This is a genomic window from Nocardioides sp. (assembly GCF_047606145.1).
Classification (GTDB): domain Bacteria; phylum Actinomycetota; class Actinomycetes; order Propionibacteriales; family Nocardioidaceae; genus Nocardioides.
Map to the genome: position 1 here is coordinate 13,396 of NZ_JASGET010000114.1, position 13,183 is coordinate 26,578.

Annotated in this window: 10 protein-coding genes; 9 read left to right on the forward strand and 1 reads right to left on the reverse strand. The window is 72.1% G+C overall.

The window, feature by feature from the left end; translation table 11 throughout:
* Positions 1–134: 134 nt before the first annotated feature.
* From QM638_RS14475 to QM638_RS14505, 7 genes are read left to right on the forward strand one after another with little or no spacing between them, the layout of a single operon-like run.
* A complete protein-coding gene (locus tag QM638_RS14475) occupies positions 135–740 on the forward strand; it encodes a TetR/AcrR family transcriptional regulator (protein ID WP_415142859.1) in 606 nt (201 codons plus the stop codon).
* Positions 737–1,522, forward strand: a complete 786-nt coding sequence (locus QM638_RS14480; protein WP_415142862.1) for a TIGR03084 family metal-binding protein — start codon at positions 737–739, stop codon at positions 1,520–1,522. The genes QM638_RS14475 and QM638_RS14480 overlap by 4 nt, the downstream gene beginning before the upstream one ends.
* The gene (locus QM638_RS14485) at positions 1,515–3,245 is read left to right on the forward strand and encodes an acyclic terpene utilization AtuA family protein (protein ID WP_415142864.1); all 1,731 of its coding nucleotides are present in this window, start codon (positions 1,515–1,517) and stop codon (positions 3,243–3,245) included. Before QM638_RS14480 ends, QM638_RS14485 begins: the two co-directional genes overlap by 8 nt.
* Positions 3,245–4,375 carry an acyl-CoA dehydrogenase family protein gene (locus QM638_RS14490; RefSeq protein WP_415142866.1) on the forward strand — a complete coding sequence of 377 codons (1,131 nt, stop codon included), beginning with the start codon at positions 3,245–3,247 and terminating at the stop codon, positions 4,373–4,375. The genes QM638_RS14485 and QM638_RS14490 overlap by 1 nt, the downstream gene beginning before the upstream one ends.
* 17 nt (positions 4,376–4,392) lie before the next feature.
* Positions 4,393–6,042 (forward strand): acyl-CoA carboxylase subunit beta, encoded by a 1,650-nt coding sequence (locus QM638_RS14495; RefSeq protein WP_415142943.1) that lies wholly within the window; start codon positions 4,393–4,395, stop codon positions 6,040–6,042.
* Positions 6,039–7,958 carry a biotin carboxylase N-terminal domain-containing protein gene (locus tag QM638_RS14500; RefSeq protein ID WP_415142868.1) on the forward strand — a complete coding sequence of 640 codons (1,920 nt, stop codon included), beginning with the start codon at positions 6,039–6,041 and terminating at the stop codon, positions 7,956–7,958. Before QM638_RS14495 ends, QM638_RS14500 begins: the two co-directional genes overlap by 4 nt.
* Before the next feature lie 4 nt (positions 7,959–7,962).
* Positions 7,963–9,144 carry an acyl-CoA dehydrogenase family protein gene (locus QM638_RS14505; protein ID WP_415142870.1) on the forward strand — a complete coding sequence of 394 codons (1,182 nt, stop codon included), beginning with the start codon at positions 7,963–7,965 and terminating at the stop codon, positions 9,142–9,144.
* Positions 9,145–9,309: 165 nt separating this feature from the next.
* Here the strand turns inward: QM638_RS14505 and QM638_RS14510 are convergent, their stop codons facing one another.
* On the reverse strand, positions 9,310–10,008 hold the full coding sequence (locus QM638_RS14510; protein WP_415142872.1) for an RDD family protein: 699 nt from the start codon (positions 10,006–10,008) through the stop codon (positions 9,310–9,312).
* A gap of 81 nt (positions 10,009–10,089) precedes the next feature.
* Between QM638_RS14510 and QM638_RS14515 the strand changes: the two genes are divergently transcribed.
* Complete coding sequence (locus tag QM638_RS14515) at positions 10,090–11,439, forward strand: YihY/virulence factor BrkB family protein (RefSeq protein WP_415142874.1); 1,350 nt, start codon at positions 10,090–10,092, stop codon at positions 11,437–11,439.
* A gap of 162 nt (positions 11,440–11,601) precedes the next feature.
* The gene (locus tag QM638_RS14520; RefSeq protein WP_415142876.1) at positions 11,602–13,086 is read left to right on the forward strand and encodes an MFS transporter; all 1,485 of its coding nucleotides are present in this window, start codon (positions 11,602–11,604) and stop codon (positions 13,084–13,086) included.
* Positions 13,087–13,183: the final 97 nt, after the last annotated feature.

Sequence of the window (13,183 nt, forward strand, 5' to 3'; positions counted from 1 at the left end):
TCCGTCTATGCGGCGAGCGACCGCAGGTGGGCATCGGGGGACGTCGGCGCCCTCCGGGTCCCGTGCGGTGACGCCGGCCCGCGACAGAAAAAGACAGGCTTGACTGTTTGTTAGATGGACGAGAGGGTGGGGCGGTGACCATCACCCGGGTGCCGCAGGCCGAGCGCACCAGACTGATGCGGGCCCGGCTGCTCGAGGCCTGCGTCGAGCTGCTGGTCGAGCGTGGCTTCGCCGGGACCAGCACCACGCTGGTCTCCCAGCGGGCCGGGGTCAGTCGCGGGGCGCAGCTGCATCACTTCCCGACCAAGAACGACCTGGTCGTCGCCGCGGTGGAGCACCTCGCCGAGGCCCGTGGTGACGCGCTGCGTGCGGCCGCGACCGGGATCAGGCCGGGCCCGAAGCGGACCCGGAAGGTGCTGGAGATGCTGGCCGAGCACGTCACCTCGCCGGTGTTCACCGCCGCTCTCGAGCTCTGGGTCGCGGCGCGCACCGACCCGGTCCTGTTGGCCGCGGTGGCGCCACTGGAGCAGAAGATCGGGCGCGAGCTGCACAGCCTCACCGTGGAGCTGCTGGCCGCCGACGAGTCGCGGGCCGGCGTACGAGAGCTGGTGCAGGCCACCCTCGACCTGATGCGTGGTCTCGGCCTGGCGGCGACCCTCTCCGACGACGCCCGCCGGCGGCACCGGATCCTGGACCGCTGGGCGTGCACCCTCGACACCGTCCTGGAGGAGCCCGCATGACGCTCATCGACGAGCTGTTCGCCGACCTGTCCGCGGAGAGCCTGGACCTGCGTGCGGTGGTCGCCGAGCTGGACGAGGACGGCTGGCGTACGCCGACCCCGGCGGTCGGCTGGGAGGTGGCCACCCAGATCGCCCACCTGGCCTGGACCGACGCCGCGGTGGTGGCCGCGGCGACCGACCGGGCCGGCTGGGACCGGCTGGTGGAGCTCGCGCTCGCCGACCCGGCGCACTTCGTCGATCGCGCGGCCACCGAGCTCGCCGGCCTGCCGCCGGACGGCCTGCTGGGCCTGTGGGACGAGGGCCGCGCCGAACTCGAGGCCGCGCTGCGCGGCCTCGCGCCCGGGGAGCGGCTGGCCTGGTTCGGACCGGCGATGTCACCGGCCTCGATGGTCACCGCGCGGATCATGGAGACCTGGGCGCACGGGCTCGACGTCCGGGACGCGCTCGGGGTGCCGGTCGTCCCCACCGACCGGATCCGGCACGTGTGCCATCTGGCGGTGCGCACCCGCGACTTCGCCTTCGGCGCTCGGCGGCTGGCCGTGCCGGCCGGCGAGTTCCGGGTCGAGCTGACCGGACCCTCGGGCGCGCTGTGGACCTGGGGGCCCGAGGACGCCGAGCAGCGGGTGAGCGGGTCGGCGTACGAGTTCGCCCGCCTGGCCGCCCAGCGCATCCACCGCGCCGACACCTCGCTGCGGGCCGGCGGACCCGAGGCCGCGCGGTGGCTCGACATCGTGCAGGCCTTCGCCGGACCGGCGGGAGCGGGGCGGGCGCCTCGTGGCTAGCGCCGATCACACCACCCGGCCGATCAGGATCGGCAACTGCTCGGGCTTCTACGGCGACCGGCTCACCGCGATGCGGGAGATGCTCACCGGGGGTCCGCTGGACGTGCTCACCGGCGACTACCTCGCCGAGCTCACCATGCTGATCCTCGGCCGCGACCAGCTCGAGGACGCCTCGGTCGGCTACGCCAAGACCTTCCTGCGCCAGCTCGCCGAGTGCCTCGACCTCGCCCTGGAGCGCGGCGTGCGGATCGTCGCCAACGCCGGCGGGCTCAACCCGGCGGGCCTGGCCGAGGGGATCGGTCGGCTCGGTACCTCCGCGCTGGTCGCCTACGTCGACGGGGACGACCTGCGCGGCCGGCCTGAGGCCCCGGGTGCGCTGACCGCGAACGCCTATCTGGGCGCGTTCGGCATCGCCCGGGCACTGGATGCGGGCGCCGACGTGGTGGTCACCGGGCGGGTCACCGACGCCTCCCTGGTGATCGGTCCGGCGATCGCCCACCACGGCTGGACCCGCGCGGACCTGGACGCCCTGGCGGGCGCGACGGTGGCGGGTCACGTCGTCGAGTGCGGCGCCCAGGCCACCGGCGGGAACTTCGCCGGCTTCACCGGGCTCGATCTCTCCGCCCCCCTCGGGTTCCCGATCGCCGAGGTCGCCGCCGACGGGTCCGCGGTGATCACCAAGCATCCCGGCACCGGTGGCGCCGTCACCCCCGACACCGTGACCGCACAGCTGCTCTACGAGGTGCAGGGGCCGCTCTATCTCGGGCCCGACGTCAGCGCCGACCTGACCTCGATCCGGCTCGCCGCGCAGGGGGAGGACCGGGTCGCGATCACCGGCGTGATCGGCCAGGCTCCGCCGGCCCGGCTCAAGGTGGCGGTCAACGAGCTGGGCGGCTGGCGCAACCGCGCCGAGTTCGTCCTCACCGGACTCGACCTGGAGGCCAAGGCCGCCCTGGTGCGGGCCCAGTTGGCGCCGGTGCTCGAGGGCGTCGAGCACCGCTGGGCGACCGAGTTCGGCCCGGTCCCGACCCTGGCGACCGAGTCCCAGGCGTCGGCGCTGCTGCGGCTCGACGTCTACGCCGCGGACGCCGAGACGGTCGGCCGCGCCTTCACCGCACCGGTGATCGAGCTCGCCCTGGCGTCGTACCCGGGCTTCCACGTGACCCGGCCGCCGGAGCGGCCCACGCCGTACGGCGTCTTCCGGGCGAGGTACGTCGACCGGGACGCCGTCACCGAGACGGTGCATCTGCCGGGCGGATCGGTGGAGGCCGTCCCCGGCCCGACCGAGGTCACGAGCAGCCCGGCCACCGCCCCGCCAGCGGCCGCCCTGTCAGCCCCGCGCCGCTGGTCCGGGAACGACGAGCGCGTCCGGATCCGACCGCTCGGCGACCTGGTCTTCGCCCGCTCCGGGGACAAGGGCGGCGACGCGAACCTCGGCCTGTGGATCCCGCAGAGCCGGCCGGACGCCGCCCTCGACTGGCTCTACGACCAGGTCGACGAGGAGTTCGTCCGCGACCTGGTCCCGGGCTCGGAGGAGCTCGACCTCGACCTCCACCGGCTGCCGAACCTGCGCGGCCTCAACATCGTCCTGCACGGCTGGCTCGACCAGGGGGTGGCGCAGACCAGCCGCTTCGACCCGCAGGCCAAGGCGCTGGGCGAGTGGGTGCGCAGCCGCCGGGTCCCGATCCCCATCGACCTTGTCGAGCTGGTCGAGGAGGCGTGATGGGCGAGCTGTTCGACCTGGGTGCGGAGTTCACCCGGCGCGAGGTGACGCCGTACCTGGCGGAGTGGGAGGACGCCGGCCGGGTGCCGCGCAGCCTCCATGCGCGGGCGGCGGAGCAGGGGCTGCTCGGCCTCGGCTTCGCCGAGCAGGTCGGCGGTGAGGGCGGCACGCTGTGCGACGTGCTGGCGATGAACGAGGGCATGCTCGCCGAGGGCGCCTCCTCCGGGCTGCTGGCCGCGCTGTTCACGGCCGGCATCGCGCTCCCGCATCTGGCCGCACACGGCAGCCCCGAACTGGTCGAGCGCTACGTCCGTCCGACACTGGCGGGCGCGAGGATCGGCGCGCTCGGCGTCACCGAGCCCGATGGCGGCTCCGACGTGGCCCGGTTGCGCACCACCGCGATCCGCGACGGGGACCACTTCGTGGTCAACGGCGCCAAGACCTTCATCACCTCGGGCGTCCGGGCCGACTTCGTCACCACCGTGGTGCGGACCGGCGGCCCCGGCGCCGCCGGCCTCAGCCTGCTCGTCGTCGACGCCGACGCCCCCGGGTTCGCCGTCACCCGCGACCTTCGCAAGATGGGATGGCACTGCTCCGACACCGCCGAGCTCTCCTTCGTCGACGTCCGGGTCCCGGCGACCAACCTGGTCGGCGAGGAGGGCGCCGGCTTCGGCTACCTGGCGGAGTCGTTCGTCACCGAGCGGATCGCGCTCGCCGTCCAGGCCTACGGCATCGCCGGGCGCTCGCTCGCCCTCACCGCCGGCTACGCACGCGAGCGCGCCACCTTCGGCGCACCGTTGATCGCGCGTCAGGTCGTGCGGCACCGGCTGGTCGAGATGCACCGCCGGGTGGCGGTGGCCAGGAGCTACGCCCACGCCGTCGCGGAGCGCTACGACCGCGAGGGGTCGAGCCCGACGGCGATCGCCGAGGCCGCGCTCGCCAAGCAGACGGCCGTCGAGGCGGCGGCGTACGTCTGTGACCAGGCGGTCCAGCTGCACGGCGGCACCGGATACATGCACGGGACCGAGGTCGAGCGGCACTACCGCGACGCCCGGATCCTGCCGATCGGGGGAGGAGCCACCGAGGTGATGACGGATCTGGCGGCGTCGCTGTTGGGATACGCACCGTGAACGGGAACCGGGCGGCCATGGAGGCCCGGCTCGCCGAGCTCGATGCCGAGCACGCTAAGGCGGTGGCCGGCGGTGGCCAGAAGTACGTCGACCGGCACCATGCCCGCGGGAAGCTGCTCGCCCGGGAGCGGATCGAGCTGCTGGTCGACGAGGGCTCCGCGTTCCTGGAGCTCTCGCCGCTGGCCGGGTGGGGGTCGGACTTCGCGGTCGGCGCCTCGCTGGTCACCGGCATCGGCGTGGTCGAGGGCGTCGAGTGCCTGATCACCGCCAACGACCCGACCGTCAAGGGCGGTGCGTCGAACCCGTTCACCCTGCGCAAGGCGTTCCGGGCCAGCCAGATCGCCGCGGAGAACGGGCTGCCGACGATCAACCTGGTCGAGTCCGGCGGAGCGGACCTGATGACGCAGAAGGAGATCTTCATCCCCGGCGGCAGGATGTTCCGCGACCTGACCGTCGCCTCCGCGGACCGCCGGCCGACGATCGCGCTGGTCTTCGGCAACTCCACCGCCGGCGGCGCCTACATCCCCGGGATGAGCGATTACACGGTGATGGTGCGCGGCCAGGCGAAGGTCTTCCTCGGCGGGCCACCGCTGGTCAAGATGGCCACCGGCGAGGAGGCGGACGAGGAGTCGCTGGGCGGTGCCGAGATGCACGCCCGCACCTCGGGCCTCGCCGACTACCTGGCCGCCGACGAGGCCGATGCGATCCGGATCGGCCGACGGATCGTGGCGCGGCTGGGGCGGGGGCCGGTGTCACTTGCGTCACAGGAATCACCGGTTCACCGGCGAAACTGCCACTTCTCGACGGTTGCAACCCCCGATAAGTGCCGGTTTCACCGGTTCACCGGTGAAACCCGCCCCCGGCCCGACTTCGCCGAGCCCGACGCCGACCCCGAGGAGCTCCTCGACCTCATCCCGACCGACCTCTCCGAGCCGTTCGACCCCCGCGAGGTGATCGCGAGGATCTGCGACGGGGTCGGCCCGGGCAACGGCGCGGTCTTCGACGAGTTCAAGCCGCTCTACGGCCCCAGCCTGGTCACCGGATGGGCGCAGCTGCACGGCCGGCAGATCGGCATCCTGGCCAACGCGCAGGGAGTGCTGTTCAGCCAGGAGGCGCAGAAGGCGACCCAGTTCATCCAGCTGGCCAACCAGATCGACGTGCCGCTGCTCTTCCTGCACAACACCACCGGCTACATGGTCGGCACCGAGTACGAGCAGGGCGGCATCATCAAGCACGGCGCGATGATGATCAACGCGGTCTCGAACTCGACGGTGCCGCATCTGACCGTGATCATCGGCGCCTCCTACGGCGCCGGCAACTACGGCATGAACGGGCGCGCCTACGATCCGCGCTTCTGCTTCACCTGGCCGAACGCGAAGTCGGCGGTGATGGGGCCGGCGCAGCTGGCCGGTGTGCTCTCCCTCGTCTCGCGTGCCTCCGCGGAGGCGAAGGGCCAGCCGTACGACGAGGAGGCGGATGCCCAGATGAGGGCGTTCGTGGAGGGTGCCGTCGAGGAGGCGAGCCTGCCGTTCGCGCTCTCCGGGATGGTCTACGACGACGGCGTCATCGACCCGCGAGACACCCGGACGGTGCTCGGCATCTGCCTCTCGGTGATCGCCGGTCGCCCGACCGCGGGCACGAGCCGATTCGGGGTGTTCCGGCCATGACCGACGAGCTGACCGGACCGACCGGGCTGATCGGGCGGCTGCTGGTCGCCAACCGGGCCGAGATCGCGAGCCGGATCTTCCGCACCTGCCGCCGGCTCGGCATCGAGACGGTCGCGGTCCACAGCGATGCGGATGCCGACCTGCCCTATGTCGCCGAGGCCGACCATGCGGTCCGTCTCCCGGGGAACAGCCCGGCGGAGACCTACCTGCGCGGCGACCTGCTCGTCGATGCCGCCCGCCGGACCGGCGCGGATGCGGTCCATCCGGGCTACGGCTTCGGCTCCGAGAGCGCCCCGTTCGCCGCGGCGGTCGAGGCGGCCGGGCTGACCTGGGTGGGGCCGACCCCGGAGTCGATGGCCGCGATGGGATCCAAGATCGAGGCGAAGCGGATCATGGCGGCGGCCGGCGTACCGATCCTGGAGGCCCCGCCCAACCCCGGCCCGGCCGACTTCCCGCTCCTCGTCAAGGCGAGCGCCGGCGGCGGCGGTCGCGGCATGCGGATCGTCCGCGACGCCGGCCTCCTGGCCGGTGAGCTCGCCGCCGCGCGGGCCGAGGCGGCTGCCGCGTTCGGCGATGGCCGTGTCTTCTGCGAGCCGTACGTCGAACGGGCCCGACACGTCGAGGTGCAGGTGCTCGGCGACGGCCACGGCGAGGTGCTGGTGCTCGGCGAGCGGGACTGCTCGCTCCAGCGTCGGCACCAGAAGGTGCTCGAGGAGTCGCCCGCGCCGGGCCTGAGCGAGGAGACCAGGTCGGCGCTGCACCGGGCCGCCGGCGCCGCCGCGGCCTCGCTCTGCTACCGCGGCGCAGGCACGGTGGAGTTCCTCTACCACCCGGTCACCGCCCGGTTCTGGTTCCTGGAGATGAACACCCGCCTCCAGGTGGAGCATCCGGTCACCGAGCTCGTCCACGGCGTGGACCTGGTCGAGTGGCAGCTGCGGGTCGCCGAGGGTGGCCGACTGCCACGCCGGGAGCACCCGGCGGACGGCCACGCGATCGAGGTCCGGCTCTACGCCGAGGACCCGGCCGCCGACTATCGACCGCAGTCCGGCGTGCTCACCCGGTTCGAGATCCCGGAGTCGCCGGGGATCCGGGTGGACGCCGGCTACGCGGCCGGCAGCACGGTGAGCACCTTCTACGACGCGATGCTGGCCAAGGTGATCGCCCACGGCGACACCCGCGCCCAGGCGGTACGCCGCCTGCTCGGCGCCCTGCGCCGAGCGCGGATCGGCGGCCTGGTGACCAATCGCGAGCAGCTGATCGACGCGCTCGGCTCGCCGGCGTTCGCGGCCGGGGACGTCTCCACCGCGCTGCTCGGCGAGCGGGACCCCACCGTGGTCCGGACCGACGCCGGCGCACCGATCGCCGCCGCCCTCGCGCTCGCCGAGCGGACCCGGGCGCGTCGAGCCGTGCAGCGCGGCATCCCGGTGGCCTGGCGCAACGTGGTCTCGCAACCTCAGCGCACCGAGTTCGAGGAGCATCCGGTCGTCGAGTGGTACGGCACCCGCGACGGCTACCTGGTCGACGGCGCGGAGGTGATCGACGCGGCCCCGGACCGGGTCGTGCTGGCGCGCGACGGTGTGCGGACGACGTACGAGGTGGCGATCGACGCCACCGGGACCCTCGTCGAGGTGGACTCGCCGGTCGGCCACACCCGGTTGGTCCGTCGGCCGCGCTTCGCCGACCCGAGCGCGGTGATGGCTCCGGGCAGTCTGGTGGCGCCGATGCCGGGGACCGTGGTGAGCGTCGCGGTCGCCGTCGGCGACCGGGTCGAGGCCGGCCACCCGCTGCTGGTGCTGGAGGCGATGAAGATGCAGCACACCGTGAGCGCGCCGACCGGCGGCGTGATCGCCGCGGTCGCGGTGGAGCGCGGCCGACAGGTCGCCGCGGGAGAGACCCTCATCGTGATCGAGGAGTGAGGAAATGATGTCCACGACCACCGCGTTCAGCGAGCCCGAGGAGCGGGTGGCGCTACGCGAGTCGGTGGCGCGCCTGGCCGGCGGCTACGGCCAGGAGTACGTGATCGCCAAGGCGAAGGCCGGCGAGAAGACCACCGAGCTGTGGCAGGAGATGGGCCGGGCGGGATTCCTCGGCGTCAACATCGCCGAGGAGTACGGCGGCGGTGGGGGCGGCATGGCCGACCTGGCTGCCGTCCTCGAGGAGGCCGCCGCCGCGGGGGCGCCGCTGCTCATGATGGTGGTCTCGCCGGCGATCTGCGGCTCGATCATCGGCCGGTGCGGCACCGAGGAGCAGCGGCGGCGCTGGCTGCCCGGCATCGCCGACGGGTCGCTGCTGATGGCGTTCGGCATCACCGAGGCCGACGCCGGGTCGAACTCGCACGCGATCACCACCACCGCCACCCGGGACGGCGACGGCTGGGTGCTGAACGGGCAGAAGACGTTCATCTCCGGCGTGGACGAGGCCTCCTGCGTGCTGATCGTCGCCCGCACCGCGGATGCGAGGACCGGCCGGCTGAAGCCGGCGCTGTTCGTGGTCCCGACCGATGCCGACGGGTTCAGCAGGCAGCCCATCCCGATGTCGTGGCAGGCGCCGGAGAAGCAGTTCACCCTCTTCCTCGATGACGTCCGGGTGCCGGCCACCGCGCTGGTCGGTGACCCCGAGAGCGCCGAGGGCGGACTGTGGCAGCTCTTCGCCGGGCTCAACCCGGAGCGGATCATGGGCGCCGCGCTGTCCTGCGGGATGGCGCGCTATGCGCTCGGTCGGGCGGTCGAGTACGCCAAGACCCGGTCGGTGTGGGGATCGCCGATCGGCGTACACCAGGGCATCGCGCACCCGCTGGCCAAGGCGAAGGTCGAGCTCGAGCAGGCCCGGCTGCTGTGGCAGAAGGCGGCAGCGCTGTGCGATGCCGGCGACGACTTCGGCGCCGGCGAGTACGCCAACATGGCCAAGTACGCCGGCGGCGAGGTCGCGTGTGTCGCCACCGACCTCGCCGTTCACACCCACGGTGGCAACGGGCTGACCGAGGAGTACGGGCTGGCCAACATGATGGTGGCCGCCCGGCTCGGTCGGATCGCCCCGGTCAGCCGGGAGATGATCCTCAACTTCGTCGCGATGCACACCCTCGGCCTGCCGAAGTCCTATTGACCGGACTGGCCGAACCGACCGGACTGGCCGAACCGACCGGACTGGCCGGGCCCGGTGGAGGATCTCGATCGTCACTTGTGACGATCGAGATCCGGGGTCGACCGCGCTACTGACCGACTCGACCGCGCTATCGACCGACTCGACCGTCATTTCGACCGACTCGGCCTATCGGGGGAGGCCCTTCGGCGGCTGTGGCTCGTCGATCACGACGGTGGAGACGATCTTGTCGGCGAAGGTCTGCCGCTTGGCGTCCCACAGCGGCCACAGGTAGCCGATGTAGAAGACCGCCCCGTCCACCACGTGCAGGATCTGGCGACCGAAGGCGAGCCAGCCGCCGACCGGCTGCAGGGTGGCCTCGCGGACGAGCTTGATCCCCACCCAGCCCTTGCCGAGGGTGTAGCCGGTGCGACCCTGCCGGACGCAGTAGTTCCAGATCTGGAAGACGACCGAGCCGATGCCCGCCGCGATCATCACGATCAGGCCGACCGCGAAGACCGCGCCGTTGCTGACGCTCGCCTCCGTCACCGATCCGGTGGCGTCGGTGCGCGTCTCCATCCCGGCGAACATGATCACCATGCCGACGACGATGGGGATCAGGAAGATCAGCGAGACCAGGTAGTCGAGCAGGAAGGCGCCGACCCGGCGGCCCCAGGAGGAGTACGCCGGAGTGCCCCATCCCGGTTGGCCGTAGGGCTGTTGTCCATAGGGCTGTTGGGCGTACTGGGGCTGCCCGTACTGGGGCTGTCCGTAGGGGGATTGGCCGTACTGGGGTTGGCCGTAGGGCTGACCGTACGGGGGCGGGTTCTGGCCGGACTGGCCGGACGGGTCGTGCGGGGAACCGGGTGGTGGGCCGTAGTTGGACATGTCTTCCTCGCAGGTCGGGGACGGTCGGTGTGCCGCCAGCGATGCCGCTGGGCGACGCCGCCTGCGAGTACGCTGAGGCATGTGGCCGGTGTGATGCAAGCGGTGGACCGGGCCCAGCGCCGGATCCCTCCGGTCGCCTTCGTGCTCGGCGTCATCTACAAGTTCTTCGACGATCAAGGCAACTATCTCGCCGCGATCGTGACCTACTACGCCTTCATCGCGATCTTCCCGCTGCTGCTGCTCGGCTCGTCGATCCTCGGCTTCGTGCTCCAGGACAATGCCCATCTCCAGGACGAGCTGCTCGACTCGGCGCTCAGCCAGTTCCCGATCATCGGCGACTCGCTGGGCCGTCAGGAGCTGACCGGTTCGACGGCCGGCATCGTGGTCGGCGCGATCACCGCCCTGTACGGCGCGATGGGGCTCGGCCAGGCGATCCAGAACACCGTCAACACCGCCTGGTCGGTGCCGCGCAACAGCCGTCCCAACCCGTTCCTGCTCCGGTTGCGCAGCCTGGTGCTGTTGGCCACCGCAGGAGTCGCCGTCCTCGGCGTCTCGATCCTGTCCACGCTGTTCGGCTCGACCAACGCCTTCGGCGCCCAGGCCGACAAGGCGACCCGATGGCTGTTGGTCATCGGCACCATCGCCATCGTCACCGCGATGTTGACCGTGCTCTTCCGGCTGGCCACCACCCGGGAGCACTCGCTGCGCAACGCGCTGCCCGGCGCCTTCGCCTTCGCGCTGATGTGGCAGCTGCTGCAGTACCTCGGGACGGTCTATGTGGAGCGGGTGATCAAGGCGACCAGCGGAATGAACGGGACCTTCGCGCTGGTCCTCGGCCTGATGGGCTTCATCTACATCGCCGCGGTGATGGGCGTGCTCTCCATCGAGGTCAACGTGGTCGTCGCGCGCCATCTGTGGCCGCGGGCCCTGCTGACCCCGTTCACCGACCGGGTGGACCTGACCGAGGCCGACCGGCGGGCGTACGCCGGCTATGCGCTGATGCAGCGGCACAAGGGCTTCGAGACGGTGGCGGTGACCTTCGACGGCCGCGACGGGCACACCCACGAGATCGTGATGGACCCCTCCTGGCTGCAGAAGGCGACCCGCAAGCTCCAGGTCAGACCGCGCGACCAGCTGGGAGAGAAGCTGCCGGCCGATCCCGAGGCGCCGCCGGCCGGGTTCGCGCCCGAGCCGGGCGGCGCCGCGGCCGAGCCCACGCCCAGTCCACGCGATGAGCTGGACTCCCCGGACAACGACGCGTTCACCCGTCCGGTCAGGGTGGTGCGGCGCGGCCATCTGCGCGGCGTACCCAACGAGCCGGAGGAGAGCCCCGCGCCGCCGACCGGTCCGCCGCCGGCCACTCGACCGGATCGCGCGGAGCCGGATCATGGGGAGTCCGGCGAGCCGCCGCGAGGCTCGGCGCGACGCTGACGGGGTCGTCGCCGGTGACGGACGCTCGGTCGCGGCGTGGTCGGAGCGCGACGTGAAAGCGCCGCGAAGCCGGGTGAAAGTCGGCTGAAGGTGTGCTGAAACCGCTCGCTCCTAGCGTTGCCGGTGAAGCGTTCGATGCGCGACCACCGACGAGGAGCCAGCATGTCCACCACCGCGAGTTCTACCGCCACCGGCGACGACACCGGCAGCGGCGCGTCGTCGCGCACCTACCGATCGCTGCGAGCGGCGTGGATCCCGCTGGCGGCACTCTGCCTGGCCTTCTTCGTCGAGATGGTCGACAACACCCTGCTCTCGATCGCGCTGCCCACCATCGGGCGTGACCTCGGCAGTGGCACCACCGCGCTGCAGTGGGTGACCGGTGCGTATTCGCTGACCTTCGGCGGCCTGCTGCTCACCGCCGGCTCGATCGCCGACCGGTTCGGCCGGCGTCGAGTGCTCCTGGTGGGACTGGCGGCGTTCGGCCTGATCTCGCTGTGCGTGGTGGCCGTGCACAGCTCGGGTGAGCTCATCGCCCTGCGTGCCGCCCTCGGCATCGCCGCCGCGGCGATGGCGCCGATCACCAACTCGCTGGTCTTCCGGCTCTTCGACGACAAGGGCCTGAGGATGCGCGCCATCACCGTGATGATGGTGGTCGGCATGTCCGGGTTCATCCTCGGTCCGGTGCTCGGCGGCACGGCACTCGCCCACGTCAGCTGGGAGTGGCTGCTGGTGGTCAACGCCCCGATCGCGCTGATCGCGTGCCTCGGCGTCCGGTTCGGTGTCGCCCCGGATCGCCGCGAGGACCTGACCCACGATGTCCTCGACCTGCCCGGTGCGGCGCTGAGCGTGCTCACCATCGGCCTGGCCTGCTACGCCGCGACCTCCGGTGTCGACTACGGCTGGAGCTCCGTCGTCACCCTCGGCTCGATCCTCGGCGCCGTGCTCGCCGCGATCGGATTCGTCTGGCACGAGCGTCGTACGGCGTCGCCGATGCTCGACATCCGTCTCTTCTCCAACGGCACCGTGCGCGGTGCCACGATCGCCCAGGCCGGTACGGCGATCGCGATGGCCGCGGTCATGTTCGGGCTGGTGCTGCACTTCCAGTACGCCTACGGCTGGTCGCCGGTGCGCGCCGGCCTGGCGAACCTGCCGATGATCACCACGATGCTGCTGGCCACCCCCTTCTCCGAAGGACTGATCCGGCGCTACGGCCACCGGATCGCCTGCCTCGTCGGGGCGGTGCTGCTCGCCTGCGGGGTCGGCGGGCTCGCCTGGGGCGTCGAGCACGGCTACCTGGTGATCGTGATCGCGATGGTGGTGATGACCGTCGGTCTGCGCACGGTGATGACGATCTGCGCGGTCGCGCTGGTCGACGAGATGCCGGAGAACCGCACCTCCATCGGGGCGGCCCTCAACGACACCGCGCAGGAGGTCGGCACCAGCCTGGGCACGGCGTTGGTGGGCACGCTGATCGCCGCGCTGGTCACCGCCGAGCTGCCCGCCGGCACCTGGAGCAGCACGCTGGTCGCCTCGTTCTTCCACGGTGAGCGGATCGCCTACGGGGTGATCGCCGGGGTCGTCGGCGTGGTCGCGGTGCTGGGTGCGTTGACCCTCACCGACTCCCGCAGCGCCGAGGAGGCCCACTGACGACCGCGGACCACCCGCCCGTCGTCCCGGCCAGCTCGGACCCTTCTCCTCGAGCCCGAACCTCGGCCGGCACCCTCGGGTAGGCAGGAACGTCTTT

What these genes read in the sequence shown, in the direction of transcription:
- QM638_RS14480 (WP_415142862.1), top strand. Translation starts at nt 737, where the DNA reads ATGACGCTCATCGACGAGCTGTTCGCCGACCTGTCCGCGGAGAGCCTG.
- QM638_RS14490 (WP_415142866.1), top strand. Translation starts at nt 3,245, where the DNA reads ATGGGCGAGCTGTTCGACCTGGGTGCGGAGTTCACCCGGCGCGAGGTG.
- QM638_RS14495 (WP_415142943.1), top strand. Translation starts at nt 4,393, where the DNA reads ATGGAGGCCCGGCTCGCCGAGCTCGATGCCGAGCACGCTAAGGCGGTG.
- QM638_RS14500 (WP_415142868.1), top strand. Translation starts at nt 6,039, where the DNA reads ATGACCGACGAGCTGACCGGACCGACCGGGCTGATCGGGCGGCTGCTG.
- QM638_RS14505 (WP_415142870.1), top strand. Translation starts at nt 7,963, where the DNA reads ATGATGTCCACGACCACCGCGTTCAGCGAGCCCGAGGAGCGGGTGGCG.
- QM638_RS14510 (WP_415142872.1), bottom strand. Translation starts at nt 10,008, where the DNA reads ATGTCCAACTACGGCCCACCACCCGGTTCCCCGCACGACCCGTCCGGC.
- QM638_RS14520 (WP_415142876.1), top strand. Translation starts at nt 11,602, where the DNA reads ATGTCCACCACCGCGAGTTCTACCGCCACCGGCGACGACACCGGCAGC.